Source organism: Mesorhizobium sp. B2-6-1, assembly GCF_006440475.1.
In the GTDB taxonomy this organism is placed as follows: Bacteria; Pseudomonadota; Alphaproteobacteria; order Rhizobiales; family Rhizobiaceae; genus Mesorhizobium.
This window is the reverse complement of record NZ_VFUH01000001.1, coordinates 862686-883480: the sequence shown is the minus strand read 5'-3', so window position 1 is coordinate 883480 and position 20795 is coordinate 862686. Positions and strand designations below refer to the sequence as shown.

Sequence of the window (20795 nt, the reverse complement as noted above, 5' to 3'; positions counted from 1 at the left end):
AATAAGGCAGTAAGGCAGTAGGAAAGAGATCGCCCGGAAATACTCCCCTATTCCCCTATTCCCCTATTCCTTCTCGTATATCCCACATGAACCTGCTCTATGCCGTCTTCGCCTTCCTTCTGGCGCTCGTCTTTGGCCTTGTCGGCATCACCCGCGTCGGCTCCTGGCTGATCGAGCGCCGCAACCCGGCCGTCGGCGAATTCATCGACATCGATGGCGCGCGCATCCATTATGTCCACGTTCCTGGCCACGCCAAGGCCGACCTGCCGCCTGTTGTCTTCATCCACGGCGCCAGCGCCAATCTCAGGGATCAGATGCTGCCGCTCAGGCCGTTGCTCGAAGGGCGCGCCGAATTGCTGTTCTTCGACCGGCCGGGATTCGGTTGGTCGGGACGCGGGCCCGGCAACAACAAGGATCCGTGGTCGCAGGCCGACACCGTCGCCGCGCTGATGGACCATCTCGGCATGAAGCAGGCTATCATCGTCGGCCATTCCTTCGGTGGCGCGGTGACGACCGCCTTCGGCCGCGAGCATGCCGACAAGACGCTCGGACTGGTATTCCTGGCACCGGCAACCCATCCGTGGCCCGGCGGCGCAACCGCCTGGTACTACGACCTGACCACCATTCCGGTGATCGGCCGGCTGTTCTCCGAAACGCTGAGCTATCCGGCAGGAATGCTGCGGATCGCCGACGCTACGACCTGCGTCTTCTCGCCCAACAAAGTGCCGGACAATTATGTCGCCGAGGCCTCGATCCCGCTGGTGCTGAGACCGTCGGCCTTCCGCGCAAATGCCAGCGATGTCGCCGACCTCTACCGCTATGCGCTTGGGGCCGCGCCGCGCTACGCCGAGATCAAGGCGCCGACCGTGGTCATCTCGGGCGATCGAGACAAGGTCGTCTACGCCCATATCCATTCGGTCGGCCTCGAGCGCAACATTGCCAGCGCCGAACTGGTCTGGGTGCGCAATCTCGGCCACAAGCCGGACTGGATCGCGTCTGATCTGGTCGTTGGCGCCATCGAGAAGGCCGCCGGCAGGAGTGTGGATCTGGAGGCGATGGCAAGGGCGGTGGAAGCGCGGATCGCCGGCGATGCCTATGGCGTCGGCAAATGCGCCGACCTCAAGGAACCCGAAGCGGAGTTGGCGCCGACCTGATGTGCGTCTTCCGAAAATGGTCGTCGAAAAAGGGTATCGGGGCCAGAGCGGCATGTACGTCCTCAAACACGGCATAAAGAAAAATCCCGAAAAATTCTGGGCGCTGCCGGACCGCATCTTCTTCGGTTACGGCGCCTGCCCCATCCTTGCGGGCGTCTTTCTCAGCTATCCTCCCCTGGACGGATTTTACGGCGAGCGGATCATTCCAAGCGGGAACGATTCCGGAAACCATATCTATGTGACCAACGGCGTGATCGCCTTCGACTACCATGGCTATTCCAGCCGCGAACGGCTTCTGGAACACCACAAACGAGGATGGGCTTCGCACAGCGCCGACTGGCACTGCACGCTGGAAAAGGTCGATTTCGATCTGCTCGACACTGCCGAACTTAATCGGCGAAAGATGCGGGGACCGGATCAATACCTGCAAGATCCCATACCCCGCGCGCGTCGCTTCCTTCAGCGCATTGACCACGCCGCAGCGGCAACAAGAGCTCTCAAGATCGCAACGCGGTGAAGCCCTGGGGCGGGCTTATCGGGTGCCCAAGTCCGAACCGACATAGGCGATGCGCAGCATATTGGTCGAACCGGGCGTCCTTAGCGGCACGCCGGCGGTGATGATGACGCGGTCGCCGGGCTTGCCGAATTCCTCTTCAAGCGCGATGCGGCAGGCGCGATCGACCATGTCGTCGAGATCGGTGGCATCGGGGGAGACGACGCAGTGCGTGCCCCACAGCAGCGACAGCCGCCGCGCCGTGTTGACGATCGGCGACAGGGCCACGATCGGCACCTGCGGGCGCTCGCGCGCGGCGCGCAGGCCCGTGGTGCCGGAAGCCGTGTAGGTGATGATCGCCGACAGTTTCAGCGTCTCGGCGATTTCGCGGGCCGCCAGCGAGATCGCATCGGCGCCGGTTGCTTCAGGCTCGGAACGCTGGGCGTTGATGATGCCTGCATAGGTCGGATCGGTTTCCACCTTGGTGGCGATGCGGTTCATCATCGCCACCGCTTCCACCGGATAGGCGCCCGCGGCCGATTCGGCCGAAAGCATGATGGCGTCGGCGCCTTCGAAGACGGCGATCGAAACGTCGGAGACTTCCGCGCGGGTCGGCACGGGCGCGGTGATCATCGATTCCAGCATCTGCGTGGCGACCACCACCGGCTTGCCGGCGCGGCGCGCTGCGCGCGTGATCTGCTTCTGGATCCCGGGCACGGCTTCCAGCGGCATCTCGACGCCGAGATCGCCGCGCGCGACCATCAGCGCGTCTGAGAGTTCAATGATTTCGGCCAGACGGGCAACCGCCTGCGGCTTCTCGATCTTGGCCATGATCAGCGCCCGGCCGCGTGCGATCTTGCGCGCTTCGGCCAGGTCCTCCGGCCGCTGCACGAAGGACAGCGCTATCCAGTCGACGCCGGTGGCGAGCACCGCGTCGAGATCCCTGCGGTCCTTCTCGGTCAGCGCGCCGACCGGCAGGTCGGTATCGGGCAGGCTGACGCCCTTTCTGTCGGAAATCGTGGTGCCGGCAACGACGGTGCAGACGATCGCCTTGCCATTGGCCTTCACCGCTTTCAGCTCCAGCTTTCCGTCGTCGATCAGCAGCCGGTGGCCGGCCTCGACCGAACTCAGGATTTCGGGATGCGGCAGATAGACCCTGGCCGCGGTGCCGGGCTCGGGATTGTCGTCGAGCGTGAAGGTCTGGCCGACGGTCAGCACCTCCTTGCCGTTGGCGAACTTGCCGACGCGCAGCTTGGGTCCTTGCAGGTCGGCAAGGATGCCGATCGGCCTTCCGACCGTCTCCTCGACGGCGCGGATGCGTCCGACCAGCGTGCGCATCAACTCGTGATCGGTATGGCTCATGTTGATGCGGAACACATCGGCGCCCGCTTCGAACAGCTTCTTCAGCATTTCCTCGGAAGAGGAGGCCGGACCGATGGTGGCTAGGATCTTGACCTTGCGGCTGCGTCTCATTGACTGTTCGTTCCCGGGGCGGCTGGCGCGCCTCCCGTTGCGGGGTCGTCGGTTAGCTGGACCATCCAGCTTGCCTGCTCGCCCGTGTCGTATTCCTGGAATCCGGCGCGCTGGAAGCCCCGGGCGACGCAATCGGTGACGCCGGCGATCTTGAACTCTTTTTCAGCCACGCACATGTTGATCGGGCCGTCCCAGCGTCCGCCGCGTTCGGCGTCTTCTGCATAAAGATAGTAAAACCTTGATGACAGCGGCCCTTCGATCAGCGTCTTGCAACTCGATCCTTCGATGTGCCACCAGCCCTCGGTGATCCAGCCGGCCTTGGCACGATAGCCGATGCCGACGCCGACCAGGTTTTGCGTCGCGTTGCAGACGCGGAAATCAGCGCGGGCGGGCGAGGCCGCAACCATCGCGGACAAACCCACGGCGAGCGTCAGGAGCGGCATGGCGAAGGCGAAGCGCACGCGCCGCCCGCCGGCGGAACTCATCCTGAAACCCCTCAAGAACCACATCAGCATCTCTCTGCGCCCCTTTTCGGAAAAGTCCGGGCGCATGTCAACGCGCCGTTTTGTCCAATTCCAATCGATTTAAGAAGGCTCCCGGCGCGCGATCCGTCGCCCCTTGCCAGATTTCAGCGGAAACCTTGGCCAAACAACGGCATTGCGCCCGCGTCGTCTTCGTGGAAAGACGATAGCATCCTCCCCGGAAGCCAGCGAACAGACCATTTCCCGCCAATGACCCGATCCACAGTTTTCGCGCCTTTCGATGTCGTCGAGGGCGACCGCAAGCGGGGCATGGTGCTGTTGGCCGACCATGCCCGCCGCGACCTGCCTGAAGACTATGGCAGCCTTGGCCTGCCGGCGGCGGCGTTCGACCGCCACATCGCCTATGACATCGGCGTCGAGGCGGTGACGCGCGAACTCGCTGCGTTGCTCGATGTGCCAGCGGTGCTCGCCAATTTTTCGCGGCTGCTGATCGATCCCAATCGCGGCGAGGATGATCCGACGCTGATCCGTCAGCTCTATGACGGCACGGTCGTGACGGGAAACTATCCCCTCGCCCCGGAGGAGCGCGAAAGGCGGCTTGACCGCTTCTACCGGCCCTATCACGACGCCGTCGGCGCCATGATCGCCTCGGTCGCGCAGGCTTCCGGCAAGGCACCCTTCATCTTCTCCGTGCATTCCTTCACGCCGGTCATGCAGGGCAGGCAGCGGCCGTGGCATGTCGGCGTGCTGTGGGACCGCGACGACCGCGTGGCGCGGCCGCTGATCGACATGTTGGCCGCTGACAAAAACCTCGTTGTCGGCGACAACGAGCCCTATGACGGCGCGCTGCGGGGCGACACCATGTTCAGGCACGCCATCGTCAACGGCTATGCCCACGCGCTGATCGAAATCCGCCAGGACCTGATCGCGACCGGCGGGGATGCGCTTTCGTGGGCTGAGCGTCTGGCGCCGATCGTTGACGCGATCGATCGCCGTCCCGATATACACCAAGTGAAGATGTTCGGCTCGCGCACCGGGCCGTTATGAGGAGGTTTCGATGACCGAACTCAGCGACGAACAGAAACGCGACTTCGAGGCCGCCGCCTTTCGCCGGCTGGTGGCGCATCTGCGTGAGCGTGGCGACGTGCAGAACATCGATTTGATGAACCTCGCCGGCTTCTGCCGCAACTGCCTGTCGAACTGGTATCGCGAGGCCGCGGAAGCCGAAGGCGTCGATCTCAGCAAGGACCAGTCGCGCGAGATCGTCTACGGCATGCCTTACGCGCAATGGCAGGCGCTGCACCAGACCGAAACCTCCGACGCCAAGAAGGCCGAATTCGAGGCCAGGCGACCCAGAGACCACTAGGTGGTCTCTCACGTCCTCGATTACCCTAGGCGTTCGTTTGGCCCAAATGCTTCCCGAGCGCAGCGCTTGACTGAAAATTGAATCGATCTAATTTGCCGCGCAAAGCCACTTTCTGACCGGATTCGCCTATGAACGCGTCGAATGCAATGCAGACCGCCATTCGCGGCCGCTGGGCCGTGGCGGCCATCTTCCTCGCCAACGGCTTCCTGACCGGCAGCTGGGCGCCGCAGATCCCGGTGTTCCTGACCCGCCTGGACATTTCCAAGTTCACTCTGGGGCTTTTGATCCTGCTGTTCGGCGCCGGCGCCGTCACCGCCATGACCTGGTGCGGTCACCTGATTTCGAAACACGGCTCGCGCACCGTGCTGCGCTGGTTTGGCCTCTGCGGCAGCCTCGGTCTGCTGGTCGTGGCGCTGGCGCCCAACGTGCCGCTGGCTGCCGTCGCCATGTTCATCTTTGGCGGCTCCATCGGCGGCATGGATGTCGCCATGAACGCCAATGCGGTGGTGGTCGAGCGGCGGCTGTCGCGCGCGATCATGTCCTCCTCGCATGGCTTCTGGAGCCTCGGCGGTTTCGCCGGCGGTGCCCTTGGCGGCTTTGCCATCCAGAATTACGGCCACCTCGCCCACGCCGCGGTGGTGACGGCGCTTGCCTTAGCGGCGATCGCGGCGGCGGTGCCCTATATCGTCGCCGAGGGCAGGCCGCAGGCTGCGGAGCATCATAAATTCACCTTGCCGGGAAACCCGCTGGTCTACTTCGTCGGCCTGATGGCGCTGCTGACGATGGTCTCCGAAGGCGCCGTACTCGACTGGGCAGCGCTTTATCTCAGGCAGGAACTCGGCGCCGATCTCGCCATTGCCGGTCTCGCCTACGCCGCCTTTTCCGGTGTCATGGCGATCATGCGTTTCTTCGGCGACGGCGTGCGCAATCGTTTCGGGGCCGTGACGACGTTGCGCGGTTCGGCGATCATCGCTGCCGCCGGCATGCTGATCGCAGGCCTGTCGCCCTCACCCTGGCTTGCCATCTCCGCCTTCGCTCTGTGCGGCTTCGGCATCGCCAATATGGTGCCGATCATCTTTTCGGCCGGCGGCAACCAGGAAGGCATGTCATCGGGCACCGGCATGAGCGTCGTCACCACCATGGGCTATTCCGGCATCCTCGTGGCGCCCTCGGCGATCGGCTTCGTCGCCGAGCATTCCAGCTTCGGCCCGATCTTCATCGCCATGTCGGGTCTGCTGATCGTCGTCCTGCTGATGGCCGGATTAGCTCATCGCGCCGAATTCGCTCCCGACGCGGCGCCGGCCGAATAGCGTTTCAGTTCCTCGTGAAGGAAATCCGCCACGCGTCGGATGCGCACGCTGGTGCGCACGTCGCGATGCATGGCCAGCCACACCGGCAAGCTGGGCAGCGGCAGGCCCGGCAGCATCTTCTCCACCAGGGGGTCCCGCTCGGCCAGCGGCTCCTGGCCGAGGCCGATGCCGTTTCCCGCCCGCACCGCCTCCCAAAGCACGATCTGGTTGTCGGCCCGGAAGCGAAAACTGTTCCGCGTGACCGATATGCCGAAATGCGTAAAGCCTCGGATCATCTCGTCGCTCCGGTCGAAGCCGATCAGCGCGTGGTCGAGCAGGTCGGCCGGCTCGCGCGGGCGGCCGCACCGGTCGAGATAGGCTAGGGAAGCACAGGCGCAGAGCGCGATATCGCAGACCTTGCGCGCCACCAACTCGTTCTGTGTCGGCTTGACCATGCGGATGGCGATGTCGGCATCCCGGCGCAGCAGGTTCTCGAGCTGGTTGGAAGCGACGATCTCGACCTCGATGCCGGGCTCCTCGATGCCGAGCCGCGCCATCATGTCGGGCAGCACATAGGCCGCCACCACCTCGCTGGCGGCGATGCGCACCGTCCCTTCGATCGCTTCGACCGAACCCAGCGCCAGCCGTGAAAAAGCGCTCGCCTGCTCGCTCACCGCCTTGCCGCGCTCGAAGAGAGTGGCCCCGGCTTCGGTCAGCGCGTAGCCGCTTCGCCCGCGCCGGAACAGGATGACGCCGAGCGCTTGTTCTAGTTCCGAGATGTGGCGGCCAAGCGTCGGCTGGCTTGCCGATAGCTTTCTCGCCGCGGCCGACAGGCTGCCGGTCTCAGCGACCGTGACGAAGCTCTTGATCAGGTTCCAGTCGATATCAGCCATTCACAACTGAATATCAGAACTGCACACATGGTCAATTTCAATTCATTGGTGAGGCAATCATATTCGGCCTGCAAACATCGATACGCCCTGCAACAAGCCAATCAGGAGTAACCCAAATGACCAGGATTGCACTCACCGCCGCTGCCCTCCTCATCGCCGCCAACGCCGCTTTCGCAAGCAGCGACAAGTTCGGCTCGAACAAATGCCAGCCAGACGCCTGTCGCCAGCAAAGACAAGACGATCACCACATCGATCGAGAAGTCGAATGCAATCATCCGGAAGCCGGTCGTCCAGGGCAGCAACCGCGACCTCTTCGGCAACCGCTGAACAGACGCCGAGATATCCCCAAGGCGGTGGGCTTGTCCCGTCGCTTCACAGCAAACAGGAGACGAAGAATGACCAAGATTGCAATCCTCGGCGCCAATGGCCGGCTCGGCCGCGTGGTCGCCAAGGCCTTCATCGACGCGGGCTATGATGTCCGCGCCATCACCCGCACCGGCAAGGTGCCGGCTGAGCTTGCAGGCGCGACGGCCGTCGCCGGCGATGCGCTGGACCGCGAGTCTCTGATCCGCGCGACGCAGCGCGTCGACATCATTTTCAACGGCCTGAACCCGATCTACACCGACTGGGGCAAGTGCCTGCCGATGGCCGAGAATGTCATGACCGCCTGCCGAGCCAACGGCACGCTGCATCTCTTCCCCGGCACCGTCTACAATTATGGCTCGCCGATGCCGGCGGTGATCACGGAAGGCACGCCGTTCCATCCGACGACCGAGAAAGGGCGGATCCGCTGCGCCATGGAGGAGCTGTTCCGCCGTGAAGCTGAGGCGGGTCGGGTGCGCACGATCATTCTGCGCGCCGGCGATTTCTTCGGCGGCACCGGCAACGGCTCCTGGTTCGACCTCGTCGTCGCCGCCAAGATGAGCAAGGGCATCTACACTGCGCCCGGCCCGGCCGATCTGGTGCATGAATGGGCCTATCTGCCGGATTTCGCTGTCGGTTTCGTCGCACTGGCGCGCAATCTCGACAAGCTCGGCTCTTACGAGGCGCTGAATTTTCCGGGCCATGCCGTCACCGACATCGAGATCAAGACGGCCGCCGAAAAGGCGCTCGGACGCAAGCTTAAACTAAGCTTCATGCCCTGGTGGGTGCTGCGCGCCGGCAGCCCGTTCGTGGCGATGTGGCGCGAGATCGTCTCGATGTCCTATCTGCGTTTCGAGGCGCACCGGCTGGCCTCGGCGCGACTGAACGAGATCATCGGTGAAATCCCGCACACCCCTCTGGACCAGGCGGTGCACGAAGCCTTGCAGGATATCGGTATCGCCGTCGCGCCGGCCTGGCACCAAGCAGCGTGATTGCCGAGCGTGCCGAAAAGACGGGAACGGCGGGCCCGGCCGCAAATCGTTGCCGGTCAGATCCGGCCCATCAGAAGCAGGATAAGCACCACGACGAGGACGACGCCGACGATGCCCGACGGCCCGTAACCCCAGGAGCGCGAATGCGGCCATGCCGGCACCGCGCCGATCAGGATTAGGATCAGGATGATGATGAGAATCGTGCTGATCGTCATTTTAGAGCCCTCGCCGTCTGGTTGAATCCGAGGGAACAATGCAAAAGGCGCCCGGTAGTTCCCGGGCGGCCTTTTGGTCGGGCTTGCGAAACCGCTCTATTCGGCGGCCTTCGGGAAGGCGATTGCCGGCTCGGCGTCGCCATCGGCTGCTGGCTCCTGCGAGATCTCTCCCTTGCCGCGTCGCAACAGCCGGCTGAACCACCCTCGCCGCGCGCCGGGCTTGACCTTGGCGCGGGTGAACACCATCAGCATCGACGGCGTCACAACCAGCGTCAGCACCGTGGCGAAGGACAGGCCGAACACGATCGCCGAGGACAGCGAAATCCACCATTGCGTCGACGGCGCGTTGATCGTCGTCTCATGATGGAAGATTTCAAGGCCGAGACCGAAGGCGATCGGCAGCACGCCCAAGATAGCCGAAACCGCCGTCAGCACCACCGGGCGGGCACGCTCACGGCAGGTCTGCAGCACCGCTTCCATCTTGTCCCAGCCCTCCTCGCGCAGCCGGTCATAGGTGTCGATCAGCACGATATTGTTGTTGACCACCACGCCGGCCAGCGCGATGACGCCGATGCCCGACATGACGATGCCGAACGCTTCGCCTGTCAGAAGCAGGCCCAGGAACACGCCGATCGTCGCCATGACCACGCAGGACAGCACCAGCCAGACGCTGGTGAACTTGTTGAACTGCGCCAGCAGCACCAGGAAGATCAGGAAGATCGCCGCGCCGAAGGCCTTGCTGAGGAAGGCGCTCGCTTCCGCACTGTCCTCGTTGGAACCGGCGAGCTTCCAGCGGATGCCGCTGCCGAGATCCATGTCCGAGACCGCCTTGGTCACCTGCTCCTGTACAGCTGCGACCTGCGCTCCGGCGGCGACATTGGCCTGCACCACGACGGTGCGCGCGCCGTCGATGCGGTTGAGAATGCCGACCGTCGGCTCGGGCTTGCGCACGACGAAGTTCGAGATCGGCACCGACCCTTGCGACGTCTGCACCCTGAGTTCGTCGAGCGTCGACAGCGTGCGCCGGTCTTCCGGAAGGCGCAGGCGGATGTCGACGGCATCGTCCGCGCCCGCCGGCCGGTATTCCGACAGCTTCAAGCCGTTGGTCACCAGCTGCACCACGGTGCCGACCGAGGTCGGGCTGATGCCGTATTGGGCGGCCTTGGCGCGGTCGACCTCGAGCGCCCAGTCGACGCCGGGCGGCGGCAGGCCGTCCGAAATGTCGATGACGTTGGGCACCTTGGCGATCCGCGCCGCCACTTCGCGCGCCTTGTCGTCGAGCCCGGCGGGATCGGCGGCCGAAAGCCTGATCTGGATCGGCTTGCCGGTCGGCGGGCCGGCCTCCGGCACGCGCACCTCGACATCGACGCCGGGAATGCCGGCCATGACGCCGCGCAGGTCGCTAAGTATCTGGTTGGCCGATTTGCGCTCGCGCCAGTCGACGAACTCGTACTGGATCACGCCGACGACGTCCTCGGGAATGTCCTGGCCGCCGCCCTGAGTCTTGCCGGCGCGTGTATAGACCGATTTTACGCCCGGCCAGCCGAGCAGCCTGTTCTCCGCCGTCCTGGTGGCGGCATCCATCTCGGCCAGCGAAAGATTGCCGCGCGCATGCACGTAGAGCAGGCCGTAGTCCGGCTCGACGCTGGGGAAGAACTCGACGCCGGCGCCGTATTTCGAATAGGCGTAGCCGACGCCGAACAGCAGCGCCACGGTGAGCACCAGGACGGTGATCGGGAAGCGCACCGCCTGCTTGACGATGGCCATGTACCAGCCGTCGCGGTTGTCGTCCTCGTGATGCTTCGGCGCCTTGGCGAAGATCGCGCCCAGCGTCGGCGCGAACACCAGCGCATAGAGCATCGAGGCCGACAGCGTGACGATCAGCGTGATCGGCATGTATTTCATGAAGTCGCCGATGATGCCGGGCCAGAACAGCAGCGGCGAGAACGCGGCAATGCGCGTCATCGTCGCCGCGATGACCGGGCCGGCCATGCGCTTGGCGGCGAGCGCGAAGGCATCCGCCTTCGGCATGCCTTCGCTCATGCGCCGCTCGGCGAACTCGGTGACGATGATGGCGTCGTCGACCAGCATGCCGACCGCCAGGATGAGGCTGAACAGCACGATCATGTTGATCGTGTAGCCCATCATGGCAAGCAGCAATATGCCGATCAGGAAGGACGATGGTATGGCCAGCCCGATGAGCAGCGAGGCGCGGCCCGACAGCGCGTAGAGAATGACGATGAACACCAGGATCACGGCGATCATGACGTGGTTCTGGAGGTCACCCAAGAGCTGGTTGACGAAGACCGACTTGTCCTGCGTGTAGGTGACATGCATGCCTTCGGGCATCGTCTTGATGAAGGTGTCGGACACCTCCCTGACATGGTTCAGCGTGTCGATCAGGTTGGCGCCGATGCGCTTCTTCACCTCGATGGCGATGGCCGGCTTGCCGTCGAGGCGAGTGACCGTCTCGGCGTCCTTGAAGGTCGAGCGTATGGTGGCGATGTCCTTGGCCTGCACCACGGCGTTGGGTGTGGCGACGACCGGCAGGTTGGCCACGTCCTCGGGCGTCTCGATCAGCGACGGCACCTTGACCGCGTATTTGCCTTCCGAGCCTTCGAGATTGCCGGCGGCGACCAGGCTGTTGGAGGCGCCGACGCCTTGCATCAGCTGGTCGAGCTGCAGCCCGTAGGAGGACAGCTTCACCGGATCGATGACCACTTCGACCAGATCGTCGCGCGCGCCCTGCAGCGAGCCTTCCAGCACGCCCGGTACCTCTTCGATACGGTCGCGCAGTTCGCGCGCAGCCGCCGTCAGCACGCGCTCCGGCACGTCGCCCGACAGAGTGACGACGAGGACCGGAAACTCGGAAACGTTGACCTCGTTGACCGTCGGCTCCTCGGCCGCCTGCGGCAGGTCGGCCTTGGCGTCCTGCACCTTGCTGCGCGTGTCCTGGAGCGCCGTGGCCAGATTGGTCTGCGGCTGGAACTCGACAAGCACGTAGCCGCCGCCCTGGAAGGCGGCCGAGCGCATCTCCTTGAGGCCCTTTAGGCTCTTCAGCTTGCTTTCCATCGGCCGCAGGAGAAGGCGTTCCGAATCCTCCGGCGAAATGCCCTGGTAGATCAGGCTGATATACATCATCGGGATCGGAACGTCGGGTTCCGCTTCCTTGGGCGTCGACTGATAGGCGACCCAGCCCGCCGCCAGCAGGAACAGCAGGGCGGATATTGTGAGGCGGGCGTTGTGGATTGCGAGTCTGACGATATCCATGACTTGATGCCTGCTGTTTCTTCGGAAGCGGCGAACTGGCGGGAGGCGCCGGAGATCCCGACGCCGGGCTTTGCGCTACTGCGTACCGGCGGTGGCTTCGCCGATCAGCTTGTTGATGGTCGCCTGGTCGGCCTCGACGGGCTTGACGATATCGCCTTCCTTCACCAGTTCCTGGCCGGCGACAATGATGCGCGCATCTTTCGGAATTCCGCCGAGCACGAGACCGTTCGGCATGTCGTCCACCAGGTCGATCGGGTAGAAGGCCACCTTGTCGTCGCTGCCGACGGCGCGGATGCCGAGATCGCCCTTGTCACCCAGCGTCACCACCGAACGCGGCAGCAGAACCGCGTCGGTCGGCTCGGCGCTGAGCGTGATCTCGGCCGTCATACCGGCGGGGATGCTGCCATCCGCATTTGGGATCGCCACTTCGACACGGAAGGTGCGGGTCTGGGAGGAGGCGTCGCGGCTGATATACCGCACGGTGCCGGTGACCTTCTGGTCGTTGACCAGGCGCACATTGGCCTCTTCGCCGATCTTGATGTAGCGCAGGTCGCGTTCGCTGATTTCGCCGCGGGCGATCACCGGATCGAGCTTGAGGATGGTCGCCACCTCGCCGCCTTGCATGACCGAGCTGCCGAGTTCCACCGGCACCCTGTCGATGACGCCGTCGAACGGCGCCTTGACCTCGTTGCGGTCGAGCTCAGCCTGCGCGGTCTCCAGCATCGATTGCGCCGAGGTCAAATTCGAGCGCGCCGTGTCGAGCTGCAGCTTCGGCAGATTGCCGGTCTTGGCCAGCCGTTCGGCGGCGTCGAGCTCGGCCTTGCGTTGCGCCAGCAACTGCTTGGCGTTGTCGACATTCGAGATTTTCTCTTCGGCCGCCAGCATCAGAACCAGATCGCCCGTCTTGACGTGCTGGCCTTGGCTGACCGGCAGTTTGTCGATGACACCGGCGACGCGCGTTGCTAGCACCGCCCGCTTGTCGGCCTCGGTCAACCCCGAAATGCGGATAGCGCGCGCATAGGTCTTGCGCGGCGGCGTCACCACCGCGACGGTGCGCGGCGCGGCTTTCGGCTCGGCTTGCGCCGTGTTCGGCTTGCCGGCCTCCGGCGTCTTGGCCTTTTCGGCCTCTGCCGCCCTCTGGGCGTCGGCGGCGGCACTGCCAACGGATGAAAACTCGCCCGTCGCCATCCAGGCGGCGAAACCGATGAGCACAACAATGGCAGCAAGCTTGTGAAACCTGATTTTCGGCATCGTCGTTTTTTCCACTGCGGGGTTTGGCCGGGACTGCGTCCTCCTCGAGGAGCGCGTCGCCGATATGGGTGCGCGCCAGGCCGTGTTCAAATTGCCGTGATCGGCGAAGCGCGCTTCTACATCAAGTTTGCAACGCAATATAGTCGGAAAGTTGCAGCAGCATTTCGAAGCCGGACGGGGCGTGAGTGCCGCGAAACGTTTTTTGCCCAGAGGCGGTGCGGCTTTGGCGGGCTTGCTGGCGACCGATGATCGGCCGTGAAAGGTCCGACGCCGCAAGGCCGGCGTCCGCTCTCGCAGGCACGATGCCGGCGCGGAGCGATTTTCAACCCGGCGCGGGTTTCGAGCACGATGATAACCTCGGCCTGACGGACCATCCCGGCGTGCGACATTTCACGCAACACACTGGAATTGCTTGAAGAACGGACCGTTCAACTCTGATCCAGATCGTCGTTCCCTGGTCAAGCCGGATGCTCCAGGAGCGAGGACGGGTCGCCTCGATGCGTCTGCTCCATCGCGTTCCGCCGTCTAGGCTTGAGACATGATATAGCCTCGAACAAAACGCCTGCTGGTGCTGTTCGTGGCAGTATTCCTCGCCCGCCAGTCACCGTTCCGGATACGGTCGAGGGATGGCGCCCAACAGCGGCGCCCGCACGACACTGGCAGCAGGCGTCAGCATGATGATGCGCGCCTCACACGCGATGGTTGTTGCTGGCGCCGGAAGGAACTTGCTGGCACCGGGCGGCAGATCACGCCCGTGTGACGGATGCGGGTTCAGGCCCGGCGACGCTCCGCTTCGGGGTTCTTGCGCGCGGCCAGGAATTCCTTCACCCGTCGGCCAGGTGCCGGACCCCGCACCGGCTTGAAGCCGTCGTCGAGCTCGCCGGAGAGGTCGAGCGTCGGCCGCTTGCCGACGGCATCGTAGTTCTCCTCCAGCCAATCGCTGGCAGCGGTGCGGCCAAGATCGCGCAGATAGGCCAGGAATGCCCATTCGGCATTGACCTTCGATGATGCCGACAGGTCCTTGAAGGCCTCATCGGCGTCAATGCGGTGCATGCGGATGTCCCGGTACTCGCCCCGCGGCAGGCGGCCGGCGGCGATCAGTTCCTTGACGAAGGCGATCGAACGGAATTCGCGCAGCAGCCCGGCGTTGAAGGTGATCTCGTCGATGCGGTTCTGGATCTCGTTGGCGCTTTTGGGCGTTCCCTCGCGCACGACCGGATTGATCTGCACCAAAAGCACGTCCTCGGTGGCAGCCGTCTTGAAGAACGGATAGAGCGCCGGATTGCCGCCATAACCGCCATCCCAATAGGGCACGCCCTTGACCTCGACGGCGCGGAACAGTTGCGGCAGGCAGGCCGAGGCCATCACTGTGTCGAGGTCGATCTCGCCATCGGAAAACACCCGTAGCTGTCCGGTCTCGACATTGGTGGCGGAAATGAACAGTTCCATCGACTTGCAGGCATGCACATTCTTGAAATCAATCTCCTGCGCAACGACGTCGCGCAGCGGATTGAGGCCGAGCGGGTTGGCGACATAGGGCGAGAACACGCGCGACATGGTGTCGAAGAAGACATAACCCGGCGTGTTCTCGATCGACCAATTGCCCCAGGCGACGTCCCACGGCATGCGCTGCACCGGGCTGAACCGGCCCTTCGCCGCCACCGCATGCCAGAAGTCGTCGAGCTTCTTGCGCGCGCCTTCGACGCCGCCGCGAACGAAGCCGTCGGCCAGCGCCACCGCGTTCATCGCGCCCGCGCTTGTGCCGGACACCGCTGCGATCTCCAGCCGGCCATCCTCCAGAAGCCGGTCGAGCACGCCCCAGGAAAAAGCCCCGTGGGAACCGCCGCCCTGAAGCGCGATGTTGATCTTCTTCTTTTCCTCCGCCTCGCCGTTCTTCGTCATGGCGTTCCTGTCGATCCGGTGCCTGACTTATTGCGCGCGCCCGGGAATCGGGGCGTCACCGTCACGGCAGACCTATGTTGCAGTGCAGCATATAAGGACACACCAAGGCAAGAACACGGGCACGGTCGCGTGATCGCATGAAATTTCGATCATGCAGAAACACCCCTCCGCCTCGCGGCAGAAGGGTGGCGCATCTTCGAAACAGATTTGATGCTCAGGCGACGAGGTCCGGCATCGGTCCGACATAGCGCGACAGCGGCCGGATCAGCCGTCCCGTCGTCTGCTGCTCGCGCGCATGCGCGACCCAACCGGCGACGCGCCCGGCCGCGAAGACATTGCTGAAGGCTTGGCTGGGAAAACCCGCCGCTTCCAGCACCAGCGCGGTGTAGAACTCGACATTGGTCTGCAGCGAGCGCTGCGGCTTGGCAATCCGAAGCACATCGAGCGCCGTCTGTTCGACTGTCTCGGCGAAGGCCAGCCGGCGACCGGTCTCGCCCTCGCCGCCGAGCTGCCGCACCACCGCCTTCAGCACATCGGCGCGCGGATCGCGCACGCGGTAGATGCGGTGGCCGAAGCCCATGATGCGTTTACCACGCGCGATCTCGCCGCGCAGCCAGCCGGCGGCGTCGCCATGCGCCTGGATGGCGTCGAGCATCTCGATGACAGGGCCGGGCGCGCCGCCATGCAGCGGCCCCTTAAGCGCGCCGAGGCCAGCCAGCACCGACGATGTCAGCCCGGCCTGCGTCGAGGCGACGATGCGCGTGGCGAAGGTCGAGGCATTGAGGCCGTGGTCGCAGACGGTCACGAGGTAAGTGTCGAGTGCCCTTGCCAGAGCCGGCGTCGGCACGGAACCGTCGAGCATCCTCAGCATATCGGCGGCATGATCGGCCCTCCCATCCGGCGCGACCGGCTGCTCGCCGCGCCGCAGGCGCAACAGCGCCGGCGTCAGCACGGCGGGCGCCGCGATCAGCCCAAGCGCGTCCGTCAGCGTCTCGCCGTCAGGCAGCAACGCCATGCCGGCACGCATGGCGCTATAGACGTCGAGCGGCGCCAGCAGGGGCAGGCAAGACAAGAGCCGGTCGAACACCTCGACGCGCGCCTGGCCCAGTCTCGCGGCCAGTTCCGCGTCTCCGGGAAGGTCGTAGAAGAAGCCGTCGAGAAGCAGGCGAACGACCTGCGGATAGTTCCATCGCCCGGCCAGTTCCGGCAGGGAGTACCCCCGGATCGTCAAGCGGCCGCCCAGCCCATCCACGTCGGACAGCACCGTTTCCGCCGCCACCACATCATCGAGCCCGTTCGCCATGGCTTTGTCTCCTTGAGCTTTTCCGACACTAAGGATAAGGATGGGCAACACGCGCATCAATCTTGATCAACATAATCAATATGGGACCGACATGTCCGAATGGCTGTCGCGGGACGAGGCACTGGAACGGCTCAAGGTGCGGCCGCAGACGCTCTACGCCTATGTCAGTCGCGGGCGCATCGGCATGCGCCCGGACAGTGCCGATCCACGCCGCAGCCAATATCGCGTCGACGATATCGCGGCCCTGATGATGCGAAGAGAGCGCGGACGCAGCCCATCGGCCATCGCCGAAAGCGCCATCGCCTGGGGCGAACCCTCGCTCGTCACCTCGATCTCGACCGTTTCGCACGGCCACCTTGTCTATCGGGGCCGCGACGCCGTTGCGCTGTCCGAACATGCCACGCTCGAAGAGACCGCCGCCGTGCTGTGGGCCCTGCCTGAGCCGGTGGGTTTCGAGGCTCCGGCCTCGGATCAATCCCAACAACTCGGCCGAGCCACGGCCTTCATGCAACTTGCCATGCTCGCCGGCCAGGCGCGGCCTTCACTAGGGCGCGGCGCCGCCTCGCTGTGCGCCGACGCCGCGCGCGCGATCGGCGTGCTAGCCGGCGCTCTTGGCGCCTCGGCGGGATCAGATCCGGTGCACATGCGGTTGGCGCGAGGCTGGTCGGTGGATGAAGGCGGGGCGCAGGCTATCCGGCGCGCCCTTGTGCTGCTTGCCGATCACGAACTCAACGCATCGACCTTCGCGGCGCGCGTCGCGGCCTCGACCGGAGCCTCGCCCGCCGCCTGCCTGCTCGCGGGTCTGGCGACACTTTCCGGTCCGCGGCACGGTGGCGCCGGCGAGGCGGTGATGCAACTCGCGGACGATGCGGCGCGGCACGGCGCCGATGCGGCGATCCGGCGCTGGCTCGGCCATGACAGGCCTTTGCCAGCGTTTGGCCATCCGCTCTATCCCGAAGGCGATCCCCGCGCCACGGCGCTTTTGGCGGCCATCGAGAACACCGACAGAACATTGCGATCGCTGGAAATCGCCGCCATTGCCGCGACCGGCGCCCGCCCGAACGTCGACTTTGCCCTGGCCGTTCTGACGCGCAGCCTCGACCTGCCGCGCGATGCGCCGTTCCAGCTGTTCGCGCTTGGGCGCAGCGTTGGCTGGGCCGCCCACATGGTCGAACAGGCAATGAGCGGCGGCAGCATCAGGCCGCGCGGTCGCTATGAGGGATTATTGCCGTAGGATCGGAAGAAAAGCGCTGCGCGCTCACGACATGGTGTCGAGCTTGCGCTGCATGGCCGCGATCTGGTCCTTCAACTGCTGCAGATCGTCGGGTTTTTCCGGCGTTTCCTTCCTGGCCGGTTCGGCGGGGGCCGCCGCAGGTGCCGAGCCTGCCGGCGGGAAAGGCGTGAACAGCCGCATGGCATTCTGGAACATTTCCATGTTGCGGCGCGTCTGCTCCTCCAGCGCCTTGATCGGCGTGGCCATCTTCATCATGTCGAGTGGTGACTTGCCGATGGCGCCCTTCATCTGCTCGCGGAAGCGCTCCTGTTCCTTGGAGAAGGCGATCATCGACTGTTCGAGGAAGCTCGGCACGATCATCTGCATCTGGTCGCCGTAGAAGGCGATCAACTGGCGCAGGAACGGGATCGGCAGCATGTTCTGCCCGTCCTTGTTCTCCAATTCGAAGATGATCTGGGTCAGAACCGGATGCGTGATGTCGTCGCCGGTCTTGGCGTCCTGCACCGTGAACTCTTCGCCCTTCTTGACCATTTCGGCCAGGTCCTCGAGCGTCACATAGGTGCTGGTGCCGGTGTTGTAGAGCCGGCGATTGGCATATTTCTTGATGACGATCGGATCGTCTTTCGCAGCCATCTGCATCCTCCCCGGACACCGGCGCGCCTGAGTAAGCCGCCGGTAACGATTGCGCCCGTTCAAAGGATATGCGCAAAAGCGTCACAATTCCAAGCAGTTTGTGCAGTGCGGGATTAATTATCGCTGCATGGCCGGTGAAATATGCTGCGCAGCAGCGGACAGCTTGATGTCGCGGCCATGCGCAGCTTGCTTGCGACGCATGGGTGCCCTGCCGATTTCCGGTTTGACTCGGGGTTGGGAAAGGGCAAGAAAAGTCTTCAATGACAGAACATCAGCTTGAAGTTTGGAGAACAGAATGCCCGCTTCCAATGCCATCGTCGTCGCCAGCGCGGCGCGCACACCGGTCGGTTCCTTCAACGGCGCTTTCGCCGCCACCCCGGCTCACGAGCTTGGCGCCGTCGTCGTAAGGGAATTGTTGTCGCGCGCCGGCGTCGAGGCGGCCGAAGTCGACGAGGTCATTCTTGGCCAGGTGCTGACCGCGGCCCAAGGGCAGAACCCCGCCCGCCAGGCTTCGATCCTCGCCGGGCTGCCCAGGGAGACCACCGCCTGGGGCCTCAACCAGGTGTGCGGCTCGGGCCTGCGCGCCATCGCGCTCGGCATGCAGCAGATCGCCACCGGCGATGCCAAGGTGGTTGTCGCCGGCGGCCAGGAATCGATGTCGATGTCGCCGCACGCCCAGCATCTGCGCGCTGGCGTCAAGATGGGCGACTACAAGATGATCGACACCATGATCAAGGATGGACTGTGGGATGCCTTTAATGGCTATCACATGGGCAACACGGCCGAGAACGTCGCCCGCCAGTTCCAGATCACCCGCGAGGACCAGGACCAGTTCGCGCTGGCCTCGCAGAACAAGGCCGAGGCCGCGCAGAAGGCCGGCCGGTTCAAGGACGAGATCGTCGCCTTCACCATCAAGGGCAAGAAGGGCGATACAATTGTCGACCAGGACGAATACATCCGCCATGGCGCGACGCTGGATGCCATGACCAAACTGAAGCCGGCCTTCGACAAGGACGGCACTGTGACCGCCGCCAATGCCTCCGGCATCAACGACGGCGCCGCCGGCGCGCTTTTGATGAGCGAAGCGGAAGCTGCCAGGCGGGGCATCACCCCGCTGGCGCGCATCGTCTCCTGGGCGACCGCGGGCGTTGACCCGGCGATCATGGGCACCGGTCCGATTCCCGCCTCGCGAAAAGCGCTGGAAAAGGCCGGCTGGTCGGTCGGCGATCTCGACCTGATCGAGGCCAACGAGGCTTTCGCCGCGCAGGCCTGCGCGGTCAACAAGGACATGGGCTGGGATCCCTCGATCGTCAACGTCAATGGCGGCGCCATCGCCATCGGTCATCCGATCGGCGCCTCTGGCGCGCGCATTTTCAACACCCTGGTCCACGAGATGCGCCGAAGAGGTGCCAAGAAGGGTCTCTCCACCCTGTGCATCGGCGGCGGCATGGGTGTCGCCATGTGCGTCGAAGCGCTCTAAAAGACTCTAAAAGAGAAGTGAATGGGGAGTAGCGAATAGGGAAGAACGGCGTCGGCGCAATGGGATATCTGATCCCTGCTCGTTATTCGCTGCTCCCTGTTCACTCTCCCAACCAAAGGGAGGGAGCGCATGACCAAGGTTGCAATCGTCACGGGCGGATCGCGCGGCATCGGCGCGGCAATATCGATGGCGCTGAAGGAAGCCGGCTATTCGGTTGCCGCCAACTACGCCGGCAATGATGAGGCGGCGAGCAAGTTCACGGCCACAACCGGCATCAAGACCTACAAATGGTCGGTCGCCGACTACGACGCCTGCGCCGCCGGCATCAAGCAGGTCGAGGCCGATCTGGGCCCGGTCGCGGTGCTGGTCAACAATGCCGGCATCACGCGCGACGCAATGTTCCACAAGCTGACGCGTGAGCAGTGGAAGGAGGTCATCGACACCAATCTCTCCGGCGTTTTCAACATGACGCATCCGCTGTGGAGCGGCATGCGCGACCGCAAGTTCGGCCGCGTCATCACCATCTCCTCCATCAATGGCCAGAAGGGCCAGGCCGGGCAGGTCAACTACTCCGCGGCCAAGGCCGGCGACATCGGTTTCTCGAAGGCTCTGGCCCAGGAAGGAGCCCGCGCGGGCATCACCGTCAACATCATCTGCCCAGGCTATATCGCCACCGAAATGGTCCGGGCGATCGATGAGAAGGTGCTCAACGAACGCATCATCCCGCTAATCCCGGTCGGGCGCCTCGGCGAGCCGGAGGAGATCGCGCGCTGCGTCGTCTTCCTCGCCTCCGAGGACGCCGGCTTCATCACGGGATCGACCATCACCGCCAATGGCGGCCAGTACTTCGCCTGAGGTCTCGCCGGGCTGCCGGCTTCCCGGTGCCGATTGAAGGAGGGCTCGTTCGCCATCCGCTTCGGATGTCCGTGACGCCGTCCGATGACGGCTGTCGGCCTGCTGTTCCAATCCGGCACGCAAAGGTTAATCGCGGCAGCGGGTATT

General features: G+C 64.4%; 20 protein-coding genes. 9 read left to right on the top strand and 11 right to left on the bottom strand.

Annotation, left to right across the window (positions count from 1 at the left end; all coding sequences use genetic code 11):
- Positions 1 to 86: 86 nt before the first annotated feature.
- Positions 87 to 1154: an alpha/beta hydrolase gene (locus FJ443_RS04545; protein WP_140662912.1), complete on the top strand. Its 1068-nt coding sequence runs from the start codon at positions 87 to 89 to the stop codon at positions 1152 to 1154.
- Between the two features lie 52 nt (positions 1155 to 1206).
- Positions 1207 to 1671 (top strand): hypothetical protein, encoded by a 465-nt coding sequence (locus FJ443_RS04540; RefSeq protein WP_140662910.1) that lies wholly within the window; start codon positions 1207 to 1209, stop codon positions 1669 to 1671.
- A 15-nt stretch (positions 1672 to 1686) separates the two neighbouring features.
- Here the strand turns inward: FJ443_RS04540 and pyk are convergent, their stop codons facing one another.
- The gene (pyk, locus tag FJ443_RS04535; protein WP_140493391.1) at positions 1687 to 3120 is read right to left on the bottom strand and encodes a pyruvate kinase; all 1434 of its coding nucleotides are present in this window, start codon (positions 3118 to 3120) and stop codon (positions 1687 to 1689) included.
- The gene (locus FJ443_RS04530) at positions 3117 to 3605 is read right to left on the bottom strand and encodes a DUF1036 domain-containing protein (protein ID WP_140493388.1); all 489 of its coding nucleotides are present in this window, start codon (positions 3603 to 3605) and stop codon (positions 3117 to 3119) included. The genes pyk and FJ443_RS04530 overlap by 4 nt, the downstream gene beginning before the upstream one ends.
- Before the next feature lie 246 nt (positions 3606 to 3851).
- On the opposite strand from FJ443_RS04530, the gene FJ443_RS04525 reads away from it, so the two are divergent.
- The 3 genes from FJ443_RS04525 to FJ443_RS04515 all read left to right on the top strand — a co-directional run bounded on the left by FJ443_RS04525 (position 3852) and on the right by FJ443_RS04515 (position 6278).
- Positions 3852 to 4649 carry an N-formylglutamate amidohydrolase gene (locus tag FJ443_RS04525; protein ID WP_140493385.1) on the top strand — a complete coding sequence of 266 codons (798 nt, stop codon included), beginning with the start codon at positions 3852 to 3854 and terminating at the stop codon, positions 4647 to 4649.
- 10 nt (positions 4650 to 4659) lie between these two features.
- Positions 4660 to 4968, top strand: a complete 309-nt coding sequence (locus FJ443_RS04520) for a DUF1244 domain-containing protein (protein WP_140493382.1) — start codon at positions 4660 to 4662, stop codon at positions 4966 to 4968.
- Between the two features lie 128 nt (positions 4969 to 5096).
- On the top strand, positions 5097 to 6278 hold the full coding sequence (locus tag FJ443_RS04515; RefSeq protein WP_140625000.1) for an MFS transporter: 1182 nt from the start codon (positions 5097 to 5099) through the stop codon (positions 6276 to 6278).
- On the opposite strand, the gene FJ443_RS04510 is transcribed toward FJ443_RS04515, so the two are convergent.
- Positions 6236 to 7150, bottom strand: coding sequence for a LysR family transcriptional regulator (locus tag FJ443_RS04510; RefSeq protein ID WP_140662907.1), 915 nt, complete (start codon positions 7148 to 7150; stop codon positions 6236 to 6238). The two genes, FJ443_RS04515 and FJ443_RS04510, sit on opposite strands and share 43 nt — an antisense overlap.
- A 101-nt stretch (positions 7151 to 7251) precedes the next feature.
- Positions 7252 to 7452 carry a hypothetical protein gene (locus FJ443_RS32030; RefSeq protein ID WP_181175059.1) on the bottom strand — a complete coding sequence of 67 codons (201 nt, stop codon included), beginning with the start codon at positions 7450 to 7452 and terminating at the stop codon, positions 7252 to 7254.
- A gap of 93 nt (positions 7453 to 7545) precedes the next feature.
- Between FJ443_RS32030 and FJ443_RS04500 the strand changes: the two genes are divergently transcribed.
- Positions 7546 to 8505, top strand: a complete 960-nt coding sequence (locus tag FJ443_RS04500; RefSeq protein WP_140662904.1) for an SDR family oxidoreductase — start codon at positions 7546 to 7548, stop codon at positions 8503 to 8505.
- 56 nt (positions 8506 to 8561) lie between these two features.
- Here the strand turns inward: FJ443_RS04500 and FJ443_RS04495 are convergent, their stop codons facing one another.
- The 5 genes from FJ443_RS04495 to FJ443_RS04475 all read right to left on the bottom strand — a co-directional run bounded on the left by FJ443_RS04495 (position 8562) and on the right by FJ443_RS04475 (position 16446).
- A complete protein-coding gene (locus FJ443_RS04495; RefSeq protein WP_140493366.1) occupies positions 8562 to 8720 on the bottom strand; it encodes a DUF3309 family protein in 159 nt (52 codons plus the stop codon).
- A gap of 96 nt (positions 8721 to 8816) precedes the next feature.
- A complete protein-coding gene (locus FJ443_RS04490) occupies positions 8817 to 11990 on the bottom strand; it encodes an efflux RND transporter permease subunit (protein ID WP_140662902.1) in 3174 nt (1057 codons plus the stop codon).
- A 75-nt stretch (positions 11991 to 12065) separates the two neighbouring features.
- Entirely contained in the window at positions 12066 to 13241 is a 1176-nt protein-coding gene (locus tag FJ443_RS04485; protein WP_140662900.1) for an efflux RND transporter periplasmic adaptor subunit, read from the bottom strand.
- Positions 13242 to 14012: 771 nt separating this feature from the next.
- On the bottom strand, positions 14013 to 15143 hold the full coding sequence (locus tag FJ443_RS04480) for a patatin-like phospholipase family protein (protein WP_140662898.1): 1131 nt from the start codon (positions 15141 to 15143) through the stop codon (positions 14013 to 14015).
- Positions 15144 to 15357: 214 nt separating this feature from the next.
- Positions 15358 to 16446 carry a citrate synthase/methylcitrate synthase gene (locus FJ443_RS04475; RefSeq protein ID WP_140662896.1) on the bottom strand — a complete coding sequence of 363 codons (1089 nt, stop codon included), beginning with the start codon at positions 16444 to 16446 and terminating at the stop codon, positions 15358 to 15360.
- A 91-nt stretch (positions 16447 to 16537) separates the two neighbouring features.
- Between FJ443_RS04475 and FJ443_RS04470 the strand changes: the two genes are divergently transcribed.
- Entirely contained in the window at positions 16538 to 17680 is a 1143-nt protein-coding gene (locus FJ443_RS04470; protein ID WP_140662894.1) for a citrate synthase, read from the top strand.
- Between the two features lie 24 nt (positions 17681 to 17704).
- On the opposite strand, the gene phaR is transcribed toward FJ443_RS04470, so the two are convergent.
- On the bottom strand, positions 17705 to 18313 hold the full coding sequence (phaR, locus tag FJ443_RS04465) for a polyhydroxyalkanoate synthesis repressor PhaR (protein ID WP_140493348.1): 609 nt from the start codon (positions 18311 to 18313) through the stop codon (positions 17705 to 17707).
- A gap of 117 nt (positions 18314 to 18430) precedes the next feature.
- Positions 18431 to 18628 (bottom strand): hypothetical protein, encoded by a 198-nt coding sequence (locus tag FJ443_RS04460; RefSeq protein WP_140493345.1) that lies wholly within the window; start codon positions 18626 to 18628, stop codon positions 18431 to 18433.
- On the opposite strand from FJ443_RS04460, the gene FJ443_RS04455 reads away from it, so the two are divergent.
- Entirely contained in the window at positions 18609 to 19793 is a 1185-nt protein-coding gene (locus FJ443_RS04455; RefSeq protein WP_140493342.1) for an acetyl-CoA C-acetyltransferase, read from the top strand. The genes FJ443_RS04460 and FJ443_RS04455 overlap by 20 nt on opposite strands.
- A gap of 129 nt (positions 19794 to 19922) precedes the next feature.
- A complete protein-coding gene (gene phbB / locus FJ443_RS04450; RefSeq protein ID WP_140493339.1) occupies positions 19923 to 20648 on the top strand; it encodes an acetoacetyl-CoA reductase in 726 nt (241 codons plus the stop codon).
- The last annotated feature ends 147 nt before the right edge of the window (positions 20649 to 20795 follow it).